Source organism: Bradyrhizobium sp. STM 3557, assembly GCF_045571465.1.
GTDB lineage: Bacteria > Pseudomonadota > Alphaproteobacteria > Rhizobiales > Xanthobacteraceae > Bradyrhizobium.
Genome location: NZ_CP120697.1, coordinates 6,633,998 through 6,649,945 on the forward strand (window position 1 = coordinate 6,633,998; position 15,948 = coordinate 6,649,945).

The window sequence follows — 15,948 nt, forward strand, 5'->3', positions numbered from 1 at the left end:
AGGAACATGATGAGGCAAATGATCATCGCGGCCGGCCTGCTCGCGGCATCGACAGGAACGGCGTCGGCCGCGACGCTCGACACGGTGAAGCAGCGTGGCACGCTGATCTGCGGCGTCAGCACCGGTTTCGCCGGGTTCTCGGCGCCGGATTCACAAGGCACTTTCAAGGGCCTCGACGTTGACTATTGCCGTGCGCTCGCGGCCGGCGTGCTCGGCGATCCCACCAAGGTGCGCTACGTCGCGCTCACCGCGCAGAATCGATTCACCGCGCTGCAATCGGGCGAGATCGATGTGCTCTATCGCAACTCGACGCAGACTTTTCTGCGCGGCGTCACGCTGGGCCTGCGGCAGGGTCCCATCAACTTCTACGACGGACAGGGCTTTGTCGTGAAGAAGGATCTCGGCGTGAAGGATTTGAAGGACCTCAAAGGCGCCACCGTCTGCGTGGCGCAGGGCACCACCCATGAGGTCACGCTCGGCGACTATGGCCGCGCCAACGGCATCGATTGGAAACCGCTGGTGTTCGACCGCGTCGACACCATGTACCAGACCTTCTTCGGCGGCCGCTGCGATGCCATGACCCAGGATGCGTCCGCACTCGCCGGCGCGGTCACGACCGCGGCGCCGAATCCGGCCGACTACGTCGTGCTGCCGCAGACCATCAGCAAGGAGCCGCTCGGCCCCTTCACCCGCAACGGCGACGAGGTCTGGAGCGACATCATCACCTGGCTGCATTACGGGCTGGTCGAGGCCGAAGAGCTCGGCGTCACCCAAGCCAATGTCGAGGAGATGGCAAAGTCGAACACGCCCGCGGTGCAGCGGCTGCTTGGCACCTCCGGCGATCTCGGCTCGCGGCTTGGCCTCGACAACAAATGGCTGGTGGCGGCGATCAAAGCCGGCGGCAATTACGGCGAGATCTTCGAGCGCAATGTCGGCAAGGCGAGCCCGCTGAAACTCGAGCGCGGCCTCAACGGGCTCTGGAGCAAGGGCGGCCTGATGTACGCGGTCCCGTTCAAGTAGGCATCGCGGTCTGGCGGCTCAGCAGCGCAATGCCTCACGTTGCGCTGCTGACGACACCTGACAGCGGACTCGCTTCAGCCGTCGTAGGCAAACAGCTCGATCGGCTCGCTGAAGCCGCGCACGGAATGCTCGCCGACACGATCGAGTTCAAACGCGCCGGCGACATGGTCAGCGAAGGCGCGCGACAGCAGCACCGGCCGTCCCAGTTGCTTGGTCAGCGCTTCGAGCCGTGAGGCCATATTGACGGCGGGACCGATCACGGTGAAGTCGAGCCGCGCGCGCGAGCCGATATTGCCGTACATGACGTCCCCAACGTGAACGCCGATTCCGAAGTTCAGCGGCGTGCGGCCTGCTTCGCCATTCTTTTCGTTCAGGGCCGTCATCGCCTTGCGGGCATCCGTCACGGCATGCAGCAGGTTGGCGCAGGCCTGAGGCTCGCTGAGCGGAAAGATGGCGAGCAGGCCGTCGCCCATGAATTTCAGGATCTCACCGCCATGGCGCACAATCGGGTCGGAGACCGCATCGAAATAGCCGTTCAGGAGATCGATGACGTCATCGCGCGGCCAGTTGTCGGAGATCTTGGTGAAATCTCTGAGATCGCAGATCATAATAGCGGCGCGCACCGTGGTCCCGCTGCCACGCCTGGTGGCGCCGGCCAGAATCAACTCGCCGGCATGCGACCCCACATAGGTTTCGAGCAGGGTTCGCGCCAGCCGGTTCTTCATGCGGATTTCACTGACCAGCGCCAGGACCGGCAACAGCTTCTGCAGGCCGGCGATATGCGCGTCATCGAAGCCTCCGCGCCGGTCGGTCGCGAAGGTCACGATGTGGCGCTTGCCGAGCGTATGGTACAACGGCCAGGCGACATAGTCCGTCAGGCCTTGCGCGCGCATCTCGTCATAGACGGCATGCCGGCGGCCCAGTGATGGATCGCGCTCGAGATTTTCGCGTATCTCCGCGGCGCCGTCATGAATCTCGTTGGCGGGACTGCCGATATATTCGGAGCGCTCCCTGACGTCGTAGTCGACCCGCGCGATGTCGGCCTCGCGCTTGCCGTCGGCCCACAGGATCCTGGCGCCAAGCCATTGCGGATGATGGATCAGGAGGTGAAGCGTCGCGCGCTTGACGGGAATGCCCGCGCGCTGGAGCCGAACGCACATCTGCGCGAAGATATTGTCGAGAAAGCGCTCGTCGCGCGTGTGGTTCGTCAGCCAGTCCACGACGTCGCCGTCGGACTGCGTGATGACGGATTCGCTATTGTCTTGGGTCATTGATGAATTCGGTTCAGCATCGCCTGCGTGCTTGGCCCATCTTATCCGATCGCCGGAACAGGTCCAGATAAGCGGCAATCACTTGCTGACGACCACGTACTCGCATCGGCAGAGAAGAATCCGGCAGCGGGATCGTGATCTATGCGGACGCCTGGATCGCCGCCAGCATAGACTGCACGACGGGCACACTGGCGTCGGCATCTCGGCCGGTGATGAGGCCGCCGTCCTCGACCATGACCGGCGCGACGCCCGCTCCCGTCACGCAGATCGCACCGAGTCTATCGAGTTCCTGCTCGAGCGACGGCGCTTCATCCGGCAGGCCGACAGCGGCATTCTTGTCCCGGCCTGGCGCCATCAGCCTGCGACCGGCAACGAGCGGCATCGTATCGGGCTTGCAGACCTGCAGCAGCGCGGCCGTCCCATGTCCGATGAAAGCGCAGGGTCGTCGCTGCTCATGCATCTGACAGATGAGCGCCTGCGAGTCGCGATCGCCTGGCAGATCCCATAGCGCGCCGGGGCCGTCGGGATAGTACACGGCCGAGAAATCGCCGGCACAGACCTGCGACAGCATCAGTCCGTCCGAGAACTCCTCGCGCACGGTCCGGTCGCCAAGGAAGCGTTGCACGATACCGGACGCCATATCCCCATCGGAACAGGGCGCGATCGGCGCCGGACCGCCGAGCGGCGAGCAGATCGTGACCTCGAGCCCTGCATCGACGCACGCGTAGTATCCGAGCGCAAAGCTCTTGAGGCACACCCCGGTCCGGCGTCCCGAGGCCAGGCGGTCGTGCGATGTCAGCACCACGAGAATGCGCAACGGGCCATCCAGACTTGACGAGCCAATCCGGCCGGTGAATCGGCGTCAAACTCCACCGGATGGCTGCAATCTGACTAGAAAATCCCGCGCGCGGCTTGCACAAAACGCGCGCGGCGGCAGCCATCGCGGGCACGGACGGGATCAGCAAGGTGGCGGGTCCCTGGGGCTTTCCCGCGTGTGCGCGCGGCCGGTTTTAACAAGACTTAACGGGCAGGCTGACGCTTTCCGGGGCACGTTTGACTGCCGTTCCAAGCGGAATCTGCCGCCGGATGGCTGATGACGTGGAGCTCTATGTGAACGCCCCTGCAACACCGAAGGACTGCCAAACGGCCGCGCCTTGGACCGCTGGAGAGGCGGTCGACCGGCGCGACGTGACTCAACTCGTGGTAGCCCTGCTGCAGAGCAGCTTGATGCAGCTCGAGAGCGACCGCGACGCCGCCGCCGAGCTGATCGCGAAGGCCTGTGCGCTGCTTGAAGGCAATGATAGCCGCGCCTCCGATCCGGAACCGGCCCGCCCGGTGCACGGCGGGCTCGCCGCCTGGCAGATCCGACGCATCAGCACCTATATCGACGCCAACCTCAACGACCGCGTCCGGATTTCCGAACTCGCCGCCATGGCCCGGCTCGGTCCGAGCCATTTCCGCCGGGCGTTCAAGAAGTGCTTCGGGGTCAGCCCCCACACCTATCTGACACAGCGCCGGATCAAGCGGGCGCAGGATCTCATGATGACGACGGATGCTTCGATCTGCGAGATCGCGCTCGCCGTCGGATTCTCGGACCAGGCACATCTGACGACCCGCTTCCACCGCACTGTCGGCACGACGCCGCACGCCTGGCGCCGCGAGCGCAACGGCGCCGCAATCGCGAGGCGTCCGCGGATCGAGCACTTGGCGTCTTCGCGCGACGGGTCGGCCGCCTCGCTCGCGCGCCGCAAGGCGCACCCCCGCGACATCACTCAGGCAGCGCCGCGAGCATCGACCTCGCATCGCGGAGATCGGCGGTGACGTCGAAACCCTCGGTGAACTTGCGATACACCGGCAGCAGCAGATCGCGCGCGTCGGTCGGCCGGTCCTGCGCGATGCGCAGGCGCGCCAGGCTCATGGCCCCTCTCAGCTCCCAGAACCGCGCGCCCTGCCGCCGGGCGAGATCGATCGCCTTGTCGAAACATTGCTCGGCCTCGGCGACACGCCGTCCCCCGTCGAGCTGCAGCAAGAGCTCGCCTCTGATGCGCTCGAGCTCGGACCAGTACCAGAAGTCGTCCCGGCCCTCGCAGCGAACCAATGCGTTGTTGGCGATGGCCAGCCCCCGCGCAACATCCCCTGCTTTGCCAAGGCAGGCTGCATATTCGCCGAGCGGCAGCAGGAAGCGCGGCAGGAACTGCGCGTCGCCAGCCTTTTCGAGCGCGGTGCCGAGCATGGCGAGACCGGCCGTCGTGCCGCCGCGCTTGGCCATCACCAGCCCCTGAAAGCATTCCGCCCACAACTGCCACAACCGGATCGGATGACGCCTGGTGTGGTCCAGCAGCTCGGCACAATACGCACCAGCCGTATCGAGATCACCGGCGAGGAAGGCGATCGGACCGGCGGCCTGCCCCAATACGCTGCATAGAGTGAGCGCGTGACCGCCATTGCGCCCCTCCACCAGATTGCGCGCGACCACGCCGAGTGCCTGCTCGGCAAGACCTTGAAGCCAGAGGATGCGAGCCAGGAAATAGTGTGTGGAGATGCGCAGATCGAACCGGAAGCGGATGAACCTGGGTTCGTAACCGAAAGTGTTGAGGCGGCTGACCACACGGTCGATGTGATCGCGCGCAAGATCCTGCTCGCCGAGATAATGCAGCGCCGTGGCGAGCAGGCGGTCGGTCATGATCAGCTCGATCGGATCGTCCGAGCCGTCCGCCACCTCCCTGAAGCGATGCGCGAATTCGAGCGCGCGCCGAAATTGGCCATCGTTGAGCTGATTGATGGAGAGGCCCCAGAGCGCGCGCAGCAGGTAGTCGCGGTCGCCGAGACGCTCGGCGAGTTCGAGCGCCGTGGCCCAGGCCGGGCCTGCCTGGCTCGCGCGGCCGAAGCCGTACATCAGCGACCAGCCGAGCGCGGCGGACAATTGCATGCGAAGCCGCTCCGCGCCGGCGGCGCGATCGTCGAGCCGCTCGAGCGCCAGCTGCACGCGATTGCGGCATTCGGCCAGCAGCGACAGCTGCACCCATATTGGGACCGCGACCGCGACGAGCTCGACCCCGATCTGGGCATCGCCGTCGGGAGAAAAGGCCCAATCGAGCGCGAGCCGCACATTGTCGAGATGCTGGCCGTAGATGGCCAGCCAATCAGGTAGCGGCCTGGACTCGCTCTCGCGCTCCGCATTGGCGAAATAGTTGCGAAAATATCTTGCGTGCCGACGCGCGGCTTCCCGGTATTCGCCCTGCTTGCGCAGCTTCTCGAGCGCATAGACCCGCGTCGTATCCAGCAGACGATATTTGGGGCTGTCGCCGGCGAGATCGACCGTCATGAGCGACTTCGCCACCAGATTGGCGATGCCGTCGGTGATCGGAATCGTCCCCTCGTCCTCGACGGCCATGGCGGCAGCGAGCGGAAACTCGCCGGCGAAGACCGAGAGAAAGCGAAGCGTCCTCGCTTCCGATTCGGGCAGCAGCTCGTAGCTCCAGTCGAGCGCGGCGCGCAGCGTGCGGTGTCGCGGCAGCGCCGTGCGGCGGCCCGTGGTCAGCAGGTTGAAGCGATCATCGAGCGACTCGGCGACCGCGGGCGGCCCGAGCATGGCGGCACGCGCCGCGGCAAACTCGATCGCCAGCGGAATCCCGTCGAGCCGCCGGCAAATCGCGGCGATGGCGCGCAATGTCTCACGGTCGCCGCCGAACTCACGCCCCAGCGCCCTTGCTCTCGCCATGAACAGCTCGGCGGCCGCGCCGCCCTGCACCGGCGGGCCTTCCGCCCAATCGCCGGACGGCAGATCCAGTGGCGGGACGCGATAGACATATTCCCCCTCGATCCGGAGCATTTCGCGGCTGGTCGCGAGCACATGGACATTGGGACAGCGGCTGACGATCGCTTCCGAGAAGCTAGCGGCAGCGTCGACCACATGCTCGCAATTGTCGAGCACGAGCAGCAGCCTGCGGTGCGCGATGGCGCGTACCACGGCATCCTCGGCGTCCTCCTCGCCGACCAGCTTCAGGCCGAGCACCGTCGCGACGGTCGAGGACACGAGCCTGGGATCGGCGAGCGGAGCGAACTCGACCAGGAAACCCAAGCCCTGAAAACTGTGGAGAACGGAGCGCGCCAGATCAAGCGCCAGCACCGTCTTGCCGATGCCGCCAGGTCCCGTGAGCGTCACGATGCGATAGGCCGACAACAATCCCTGAAGATGTGGAAGGATTGCGGCACGGCCGATCAGACCCGAGGTTGCGACCGGAATGTTGGTCGAAGGCAGGTCGGTCTCGCCCGGCGATGCCGGCTTCGGAATTGCGAGCGCCTCGCTCTCCTCGCGCGCGTGCCAGATCCCGCGCAGCCGATAGCCGCGGCCGATCGTCGTCTCCAAGAGCTCGCGGTCGTCACCGAGCGCTCTGCGGATTGCAGCGACATGAACCCTCAGCGCGATCTCTTCGACGAACACGCCCGGCCAGACACGCTGCAGCAGGTCGCTCTTGGTGATCAGCTCCCCGGCGGATTTCGCGAGCTCCGCCAGGATCTCGAAGGCGCGACCACCGAGGGGCACGGCGAGGCCCTGATGCCGGAGCTCGCGACGGACGAGATCGATCTCCCATTCTCCGCAGACATAGACGCGTGCTTGGACTTGCTCAGACATCCCGTCTACCACAAAACACGCCCATGTCCGGCAGCGTCCGATCTCACATCGTCTCGTATGGCTGAAGGCTACGGGCCTTCCTCTCCGTGGCCGCAGGCGCAAGTCGCCTTGCAATCGCAGCCGGGCCGCACAGCGGCTCGCTTCACAGGCGCAATTCATCATCGAAAGACGCATTCGGCAAGTGAGTCGCGCGCATCGATACGCGCAGCCGTGCGCTGCGCGACCGACCGAGAATGCGTCGCATTTTGGCGGACATGCTGTCATGAAAGGTAGAGCGCAGTGATTGCCGCAGGCACGTCGCCGCTATCGATCATGCGCCGGCACGAGATGATGTCGCCGCGAACGCACGCCATCTTCGACTTTAGGATGCGACAGCTTGTCACGGTTTGTGCCAAGCCGGGCTCTCCGCGCAAGCCGGCGTTAAAACGCCGAACAACGAGATTAAATCATTATGATCAAATGAGTATTCGATACAGCGGCAGCGCCGCCGTCACGCTGCGTTTTGCAATATGTAACACGCATTAAGCACCCATAACGAGCATTACGGAGCGAGAGGTCTATTCTTTCAGCATCGCTCATCGCATTCGCGGGTTCGCTCGCAAGCGACGGCGCCGAGAGCGGCCCGGAAAGGATCAACGATGCTCACGCAGAGCTTGCCCTCACAAATGCCCTTCCCCAGCATCGGCTTTGCCGCTGCTCCGACCACGGCCGCCGCGAAGCCCGGCGCCGGGACAATCTGCCGGGAGCAGAAATGGCGCCAGTTCGATCACGCGGCCGACGTCCCGCTCGGAGACATTGCGACCTCGCGCTGGACCGATCTCGAGGCGACCTCGCGACGCGAGGAGGCAACCGCCCCCGAGGATCGCTACGTCATCGCCATTGCGCTGAGAACCACCCGCCTCAGCCTTGCAAGGAGCGGGAGGCCCATCTTCGACGGCATCATGCCGGCCGGTACTCTGCATGTCACCGGGCCTTCCAGGCCGCTCAGCGCACATTTCCGCGCGCCCTACGACTTCCTTCATTTCCATGTCGCTGCCGACTATTTCCGGTCGCACCGCGCAAGCGACCAGGCCGACGTCGGTGTCGATGGAGCGAGCGATCTGATCCTGTTGCGCGATTCGCTGGCCGAGCAGCTCGCCAAGGCGCTGGTCGGGCGTGGCGATGAGGATCATCTGTTCACGCTCTGCGTCGGGCAGACGCTGACGGCGCACATCACCCGCCGCGAGCTGTCGCGGAGCAAGGTCAACGCTCTCGCCAAATGGCGGCTGCGGCGTGTGGAAGACTATGTCAGCGCGAATTTCCACCGCAGCATCGGGCTTTCGGATCTGGCCAAGGTCGCCGGGCTGTCGCGCATGCATTTCGCCGCGCAGTTTCGTGCAGCAACAGGATACCGGCCGCGCGAATATCTGCTGCATCACCGCGTTGAGCGGGCGAAGTCGATCATGTCGCGCACCGACACGCCGCTAGCGGAGGTCGCGCTGACGGTGGGCTTCTCCACCCAGGCGCACTTCTCGACGGTGTTCAAGCGGATGACAGACGAAACCCCGGCGCGCTGGCGCTCGTCGCGTCAGGGTTAGCACGAACCGGAAAAGCGCGAAGCGGTCTTGCGAACAAGATCAGTTCGACAAGACGTAGACCGCCGCGCGCACTTGCGACGCTGTCGAGAAGCCGCGACGGATGCCGCCGCTGCAGCGGTCAGTTCTGCTTGAGCCCGATCGACCGGATGATCGGCGCCAGCCGCGCATACTCGTCTTCGACCAGCCTCTCGAATTTGTCAGGACTGGAATCGGCATCGGGCTCCAGGCCCTGGGACCGATAGATCTCCTGCAAAGCTGGATCGGCCATCGCCTGCCGCGTGGCCTGCGCGATGCGCGCCACGATCTCGTCGGCGGTGGCTCTGGCTACGAACAGGCCGAACCATCCTTCGTACTTCAGATCCGGCATGCCCTGCTCGATCGCGGTCGGCAGCTCCGGCTCGGCCGACAGCCGCCGCTCGGACGTCACCGCAATGATGCGTATCTTGCCGGCGCGGGCAAGCTCCAGGAGCTGGCCCGAGATCACCGCGATCACCATGCCGATCTGGCCGCCGATCAGGTCGTTGGTCGCTGGCCCCATGCCACGATAAGGGACATGGACGAGATCGGGGATGCCGCCCTGCTGCTTGAACATTTCGCCGACCAAATGATTACCGGTGCCGACGCCGGGCGTGCCATAGGATAGCGTGCCGGGATGCGCCTTGGCATAGGCGATCAGCTCCGACAAGTTGCGGACCGGCAGAGACGGATGGACCGCAAAGGCGAGCGCCGTGCTGATCAGGCGATAGACGGCGCGAAAATCGGCGATGGGATCATAGGACGGGCGGGTCGAGCTCAAGGGTCCGATGACCTGCGTGCTGACGTTGCCGAGCAGCAGCGAATAGCCATCGGGCGCCTCGTGAAGCACGGCGGCGCAGCCGATCGCCCCGCCAGCGCCGCCGATATTCTCGACGACAACAGGGCCAAGCAGCTCGCCGATCTTCTCCGCCCAGGGCCGGCCGATCTGGTCACCCGAGCCGCCCGCCGCATACGGGATCACCAGGCGGATGCGGCGCGACGGATAGGGATCGGCGCTGGCGCCAAGCGCTGCCCCGCCCCACATGGCAGCGCCGACGGCCTGCGCGAGCGCCTGCCTGCGCGAAAATAGAGACATCTTTCATCCAGGATAGGACAGCCGCACGGCTGTCGGTTGTTCAAGGCAGGGGATAGATGCACCGCATGCGGGCGGCTGTCGACTCGTGCCGGCAGCGGCGGAACGCATGGAAGTCCTGCAATATTGAACGGCCATTGCGCGCAACGCGAAGGCCGATGTCTCCGACGCGAGTCAACGCGAGCCGCGATCCTGATCGTGCCGCCCGTCGTGCCAGTGTTCGTACCCCTGCAGCGCCGCTTCATCGACGGCGGGAGCGGTGACGTCATAACGTCGAGGCCTGCCCAGGGTGCAGACTCATTTGCACGCAGCCAAATTCGGATCGGTGCGAGTTTGACGAACGCCGGATAGTTAGCCGCGAGTTTGTCGTATCGGGTAGCGACGCGCCGATGTTGCCCGACCTTGTTCAAGAACCGCTCGATCAAGTTGATGCAAGCTCGGGGGTTCGACATCATGACCTGACCGCAGGCTCACCGGAATGACAGTAGAAGGAACTTTCGGTTTCGCTCCGAGTCTTATTTGCGACCCGATGCGCTCTGCCCGCGGAGGAGGGAAGCCAGGGGAGAGATCATGCCAAAGTCCCGCCTTGGAAAGTCCCGCCTTGGAATGGCTGCGGCCGGCTTTGCCCTGGTCGTTCTGGGAACGCTGCCAAGCGCGGCCGAGGCGGGCTTCCGCCTACGCGTCGGCGGTCCTGTCGGTGTCGCGCGCTTTGCGATGGCCGGCATACTGTCGGTCGCAGGTCTCCGCCACGCACGCATGGCAGCCCGCCGCAGCCGCGTCCGCATGGCCGCGTTGAGACCGCAAGATCTTCGTCCCGCTGCCGAGTCGATCCGCCCGAGTGAGCGCGCGCAGCTCACCGCTGTCGCGGCGCTGGCCGGCTGGCAGGGCGGCCGGGCGACGCAAGGCTGGTGGCAGCATGCCGACGGCTCGTACGGCTGGGTCGGTCCGTTGTTCTGGCCTTTCGCCTATAGCGATCTCTATGACTACGTACTTCTCGGTGATGGCAGCGGCTTCTGGGCCTATGGCTACGGTGACCTCTACGCCGCGATCTTCTCGCCTTACGCTGCGAGCGATCTCTCGGCGTTTGCGGCCGAGCGCCCCGCCGCGAGGCGGCATCGCCATGCGCCCTCCATGCAGGAGCTCTGTGGCGGCGACACCGCCGAGACGACCGGCCTTCCGCTCGAGCGGATCGGCCAGGTGATCGCGGCGAACGAGGCGCAGCGCACAGCCTTCGACGAGCTCGTGAGCGCCTGGACTTCCGCCGGCGACACCATCCGCGCCTCCTGTCCAGCACAGGCCGCAACCACCGCGCTGGAACGGCTCGCGGCCATGCAGAGCCGCGTCAACGCGATGCTGAGCGGAGTTGAGGCCGTTCAGCCGCCGCTGCAAAAATTCTACGATCTGCTGAGCGACGAACAAAAGGCGCGGCTCAAAGCGCCCCAACGCAACCGCCGCGCTGACGCTGCGGCCGCGAAGCTAAAGGAGATGCAGGACGCAGCCTGCCAGGCGAGCCGCGAACCGCAGGACGAGCAACAGGCCGAAACGCAATACCGCCAGCTCGTCGCCAGGCAATGGCCCCTCGACGATATCAGCGCCAGCCTGAAACTGGATGATACCCAACGCGCCGCGCTCGAAGTGGTGCAGGACACCACGATGGGCACCGTGGAAGCCTTGAGCGCATGCCCGCCAAAGGATGCGCTCACACCGCCGGCTCGCCTGAAGGCCGCAAAGGCGCGGTTGGAAGCGATGCGAGAGGCGATCCGAAGCGTAAATGACGCGGTCGACGATTTCTATTGGCACCTGACTGACGAGCAGAAGACGCAGTTCGAGGAGCTCGGGCCGAAAAAGCGGGGGGTGTGAATTTCTATCCCGGCGCTGATCGGGTAAGGCAGCACTCGCATCCGCTGTCGCATTGCTAGTCGTCCGTTAAGAAGCAGAATAGCTGGGCTGAACATGCGAGCGGGCGCTATGGGGACGGGCTCAAGCGTTCCGACGCGCGCCCGAAACGCCTTCAACATGATCGTTGAGGCGCGCACGCAAACGCGTCGAAGCGGCTCTCGACCCATGCTGGTTGTAGCGCGGCCCAGATTCTCCCTTGGTCTATTACGGCTTGGAGAACCGCCGCGGCGAAACTCCCTTTCGGGCGATCACAGTGCGGCCGCCTGACTGCAAACTCACGCGCGAGCGCATCGCGCAGGACCATGTTGCGAACATTGAGTGGGCGAGGCGGCAGTTACGGTCGGTCGCGGCCGAGCGTCGAGAACAGCGGGTGCGTCGCTCGCGCTGCCGGCGGACGCGGCGTCGGGGGCGACGTCTCCAGTACGGGACGCGGCGTGTACGTACCGTTCTCCGCTGGGTTGCCGAACTTGCAGATCTCCACCACGTTCCGCAGCGTCTCATTCGCCTTGCCCAGCTGTAGCTTGAAGAAGCCAAGCTGCGTCTCGTAAAGACAGCCGTTGAGGAAGACGAGGCTGGTCGCATTATCCAAGGGGTCGCCGAACTGATCGCGGGAGGCAATCAGCTGGCGGCGGGACCCGTCGGGTGAGAAGGCCCAGACGTCGCTGTTGTACGTATCACCGAAGTAGACCGTTCCGTCTGGGCCCACCTCGAGACCATCGTTGGCCCCGAGCCCTGCGGCAAAGAGATCTGCCTTGCCGGCCGAGCCGTCGGCCTGGATCGGGATGCGCACCAGCAGCCCGCTCCCTGTGGCACCGCCGGGACCCCCGTCGGTGCCGGCGAAGAGATAACGGCCATCGGGGCTAAGAGCCACAGTGTTGATGCCAATGTAACCCGCCACCGTGCCGTTATTCGTGTTCCACGTACCGGTCTGCTCGGTCCAGCCGAGCAAGGGGTCATCCGACCAGACACCCCCGTGGCCAGCGCGATCGAACTTCCAGATCACCCCAAGCTCGAGGTCGGAGACATACACGTTGCCGCTCGGATCGATCGCGATGTCGTCGGGGAAGCAGAGCGAGACGCCGGTTCCACGCGTCACGAACGGACTTACCGCCCCAGTCTGTGGGTCGACTCGGTAGATGCCGGTTGATGCGTCGGTGGCGTCGCGACAGTCAGGATGATCCTCCGTGAACAGGTTGACCTTCGTCGCGCGCTTGAAGGCGGCAAGGATAGTGCCGTCGGTGGGATCCCGCTCGATCCCGATAAGGTCGCCCTTGAGATCGCCGCCAGGCACATCCGCAACCTTCTTCTTCTCGCCGGTAGCCGGATTGACGTGCCAGATCTGATCGAGGACGAAGAGGGAGACATAGAGCCCGTCCTTGCCGTCCGTGGTGATTCCCTCCGGCACCCCCGGCACATCGCCCACGTTGTCGAATGTGACGACAGTCCGAGCAGTACGACCCGCTACGCTCTGCGCGGAGGACTCCCCGGCGGCTGCGAGAACGGTCAGTATAAGAACGCCTAAAACCAATCTCATCACTGCCATTGCTCCGCTCCTCCCGTTTTTCTTCAATGCTACATCCGCCCACAATCAACATCAATGATCCAAACCCGCCTGAGCCGAGCAGGCTCAACCCGCTCTCAACAGCACACAGAGCCGCGGCGATATGCACGTGCTCGACGTTGGTCGCAGCTAAAACCGATTAGGGCCTGTCATTGCGGTGTCTCATGTTTTCAGTGTGCCTCCGGAGGAGTCCGGATGTGGCGCATTCCTGCCGATCGGCGACGTCTGCTGTAACGGAGAGTTTCGGAGGGACAGCAGACTCGTTGTGCTCAGTTCGAGTTTTGTAGAAATTGACCCAGAGCTGACATTTTGCGACGGGCTAGGAGCCACGCGTGCGTCAGTTCGGCAGATGGCGCCTGAGCCCGTCTAAGTCAGCAGATTCGATCCGGGCCGCTTTGCAGGCGAGTGACACGTCGCGAGCGAAGGTAAGTAGCTCACGCTTGAGATCATCCACTTTAACCAGGATCTCGTAAACCAGCCTCGCGTCTCGTCGATCTTCAATGCAGCGCAGCAGCAGGTTCGTCGTTCCTTGTGAAACTGCGGTGATGCGATAAGGACCATCCATGAATAGTAACTCGGTCTCCGCTCTTCTCTAGCCGAGTCGTTGCAGAGCAGCCCTCCACCAGTTCGCGATGACAACGACGAAGTCATTCCAGCCACCGGCAGGAAATTGCACATCCGGGCTGAACTCGAAAAATACAGATCGAGTAATCGAACCGCTCTTACCCCGATGCAGTATGGATGCGGTTGAACCGGATTCTCATCTTAGGCCCCAGAGTTCCGCTAGAATCCTGGCAGCAATGGAGAAGTGATCGAGCGTCCGCTCCTAGCCCGATTCCGTTGAAAAAGTCGGCAGTTGCGACGCAGAGATATCGATGATTCAGTCTGTCTAATTGGGCAGGACTGAAGATCATGATGGGGCATCGGCAAGTCGAACAGGCTGCGTTGTTCTATGAGTTCTCGCTAGAAAGGCACATCCCAGCCGACCACCTCCTGCGGTCGATCGATAGGTTCGTCGACCTGGAGGACCTGCGACGGGAGTTGGCACCGTTCTACAGCAACATCGGGCGGCCCTCGATCGATCCGGAGCTGATGATCAGGATGCTCCTGATCGGCTATTGCGGCATCCGATCGGAGCGGCGGCTCTGTGACGAAGTCCACCTCAATCTGGCATACCGCTGGTTTTGCCGTCTGGGTCTGGACGGGACTGTCCCTGATCACTCGACGTTCTCGAAGAACAGGCACGGCCGCTTCCGTGAGAGCGATCTCTTCCGCCGCGTGTTCGAGGCCGTCTTGCGCCGGTGCATCCGGGAGCGCCTGGTCGGCGGCGAAGGATTCGCGGTCGACGCGAGCCTGATCAAGGCGGATGCCAATCGGCAGAAGGGCATCGAAGGCGACAAGGGGCTTCCACCGGAGGCTGCCAGCCGAGCGATCGATGAATATCTTGCTGTTCTTGATGATGCCGCGTTCGGCGCCGCGACGGAGGTCACGCCCAAGTTTGTGTCGCCCTCCGACCCAGCGGCACGCTGGACGGGAGCGCACGGCGGCCAAGCCTTCTTCGCCTACTCGACGAACTATCTGGTCGACGTCGAGAATGCGATCATCGTCGATGTCGAGGCGACCACGGCGATCCGCCAAGCAGAAGTGTTGGCCGCCAAGCGCATGATTGAGCGTTCACTCGAAAGGTTCGATCTTTATCCAAGCCGGCTTCTCGGCGACAGTGCCTATGGCTCCGCTGAGATGCTCGGGTGGTTGGTCTACCAGCAGGGGATCGAGCCGCACGTGACCGTCTTCGACAAGTCGGCCCGCACCGACGGGACTTTCTCGCGCGAGGCCTTCACCTACGACTATGCTGCGGACGTCTATCGCTGCCCCGATGGCAAAACCCTCACCACCACAGGGAGGCCGGTGAACGACCATAGGACGATCCTCTACCGCGCGAGCAAGCACGATTGTCAAGCATGCTCTCTGAAAAGCAGGTGTTGCCCCAACACCCCGGCCCGGAAAGTTCCACGCTCGATCTACGAGGGCGCTCGCGACATGGCGCGCGAGATCGCAAGCTCATGGGAAGGCCGCACTTCACGCCGGCTCCGCAAGAAGATCGAGATGCTGTTCGCGCATCTCAAGCGCATTCTCAAGCTGGATCGGCTGCGCCTAAGAGGACCGAACGGCGCACGCGACGAGTTCACCCTCGCGGCCACCGCTCAGAACCTTCGTAAGATGGCCAAGCTGATCCCGATGCCTGCACCGACGCCCGCGTGAACCCCACCAAGCCAAATTCGTTCGTGGAACAGCGGTCTTTCGCGACGAAACTACTGCCGACTTTTTCAACGGAATCAGCCCCATTGGAGACGCGCGTCGCCTATTGCTGCGATCTGCTTTCAAGCAGCCGGTCGCGGACCTCCTCCGACACGAAGCGCTCCGCCCGCGGCCATGCCTCGTCATTATCGCCGCGGAACGTGAAGAACCTCCGGAACACGATGCGCTGGATCCGGTCCCCAGCTGATTTGGCCGTCAAGCCCTCATTGCAAAAATATCTCTGTTTCGCTTTTACAGAAATTGTGCTTTATTATCCTCGTCCCGCACCCGATCACGAGGGGCGCTTCGCGATCGTCACGAACGTTGGGCGCGGGATGCGATGGCCTATCGGAGTTGCAGCACGCGCTTCGCGAGCGGACGAACAGCTCCGGTAGGACGGCGAAATCGTGTGGTCCTGGCATCCCGACGCTGATGCCAAGTTCGCGAGCGATGATCTGCGGACGACGGTGGCCAAAAAGCCCGGTGCACCGAGGAGAGCGCGTATAAGCCGTAAAGCCATCGTGCAGGGAAGGCCGGTTGTTTCGGCTCGTACCTGTGGTTCTGCCGCGTGCTTTTTT

Annotated in this window: 11 protein-coding genes and 1 pseudogene; 5 read left to right on the forward strand and 7 right to left on the reverse strand. The window is 64.0% G+C overall.

The features are described 5' to 3' along the window. Nucleotides 1-6 precede the first annotated feature (6 nt). Nucleotides 7-1,020, forward strand: coding sequence for an amino acid ABC transporter substrate-binding protein (locus P6U24_RS30680; protein ID WP_407156160.1), 1,014 nt, complete (start codon nucleotides 7-9; stop codon nucleotides 1,018-1,020). A 74-nt stretch (nucleotides 1,021-1,094) separates the two neighbouring features. On the opposite strand, the gene P6U24_RS30685 is transcribed toward P6U24_RS30680, so the two are convergent. Both P6U24_RS30685 and P6U24_RS30690 read right to left on the reverse strand, forming a co-directional pair. Continuing rightward, complete coding sequence (locus P6U24_RS30685) at nucleotides 1,095-2,291, reverse strand: adenylate/guanylate cyclase domain-containing protein (RefSeq protein WP_407156161.1); 1,197 nt, start codon at nucleotides 2,289-2,291, stop codon at nucleotides 1,095-1,097. Nucleotides 2,292-2,430: 139 nt separating this feature from the next. Beyond that, nucleotides 2,431-3,108 (reverse strand): type 1 glutamine amidotransferase domain-containing protein, encoded by a 678-nt coding sequence (locus P6U24_RS30690; protein WP_407156162.1) that lies wholly within the window; start codon nucleotides 3,106-3,108, stop codon nucleotides 2,431-2,433. 269 nt (nucleotides 3,109-3,377) lie between these two features. Here P6U24_RS30690 and P6U24_RS30695 point away from each other — a divergent pair, with 269 nt between their 5' ends. After that, nucleotides 3,378-4,112: a helix-turn-helix domain-containing protein gene (locus P6U24_RS30695; RefSeq protein WP_407156163.1), complete on the forward strand. Its 735-nt coding sequence runs from the start codon at nucleotides 3,378-3,380 to the stop codon at nucleotides 4,110-4,112. Here the strand turns inward: P6U24_RS30695 and P6U24_RS30700 are convergent. After that, nucleotides 4,060-6,927: an ATP-binding protein gene (locus P6U24_RS30700; protein WP_407156164.1), complete on the reverse strand. Its 2,868-nt coding sequence runs from the start codon at nucleotides 6,925-6,927 to the stop codon at nucleotides 4,060-4,062. The two genes, P6U24_RS30695 and P6U24_RS30700, sit on opposite strands and share 53 nt — an antisense overlap. Nucleotides 6,928-7,565: 638 nt before the next feature. Here P6U24_RS30700 and P6U24_RS30705 point away from each other — a divergent pair. Beyond that, entirely contained in the window at nucleotides 7,566-8,504 is a 939-nt protein-coding gene (locus tag P6U24_RS30705; RefSeq protein ID WP_407156165.1) for a helix-turn-helix domain-containing protein, read from the forward strand. Nucleotides 8,505-8,622: 118 nt separating this feature from the next. Here the strand turns inward: P6U24_RS30705 and P6U24_RS30710 are convergent, their stop codons facing one another. Together P6U24_RS30710 and P6U24_RS30715 are read right to left on the reverse strand one after the other, a co-directional pair. Further along, on the reverse strand, nucleotides 8,623-9,615 hold the full coding sequence (locus tag P6U24_RS30710; protein WP_407156166.1) for a Bug family tripartite tricarboxylate transporter substrate binding protein: 993 nt from the start codon (nucleotides 9,613-9,615) through the stop codon (nucleotides 8,623-8,625). Nucleotides 9,616-9,905: 290 nt separating this feature from the next. Beyond that, nucleotides 9,906-10,040: pseudogene (locus P6U24_RS30715) on the reverse strand (IS5/IS1182 family transposase); the annotation flags it as partial. A gap of 142 nt (nucleotides 10,041-10,182) precedes the next feature. Between P6U24_RS30715 and P6U24_RS30720 the strand changes: the two are divergent. Beyond that, nucleotides 10,183-11,472 (forward strand): Spy/CpxP family protein refolding chaperone, encoded by a 1,290-nt coding sequence (locus tag P6U24_RS30720; protein WP_407156167.1) that lies wholly within the window; start codon nucleotides 10,183-10,185, stop codon nucleotides 11,470-11,472. Nucleotides 11,473-11,845: 373 nt separating this feature from the next. Here the strand turns inward: P6U24_RS30720 and P6U24_RS30725 are convergent, their stop codons facing one another. Continuing rightward, entirely contained in the window at nucleotides 11,846-13,054 is a 1,209-nt protein-coding gene (locus P6U24_RS30725) for an SMP-30/gluconolactonase/LRE family protein (protein ID WP_407156168.1), read from the reverse strand. Between the two features lie 355 nt (nucleotides 13,055-13,409). Then, nucleotides 13,410-13,637: a hypothetical protein gene (locus P6U24_RS30730; protein ID WP_407156169.1), complete on the reverse strand. Its 228-nt coding sequence runs from the start codon at nucleotides 13,635-13,637 to the stop codon at nucleotides 13,410-13,412. Between the two features lie 347 nt (nucleotides 13,638-13,984). Here P6U24_RS30730 and P6U24_RS30735 point away from each other — a divergent pair, with 347 nt between their 5' ends. Further along, on the forward strand, nucleotides 13,985-15,334 hold the full coding sequence (locus P6U24_RS30735) for a transposase (RefSeq protein WP_407156170.1): 1,350 nt from the start codon (nucleotides 13,985-13,987) through the stop codon (nucleotides 15,332-15,334). Nucleotides 15,335-15,948: the final 614 nt, after the last annotated feature.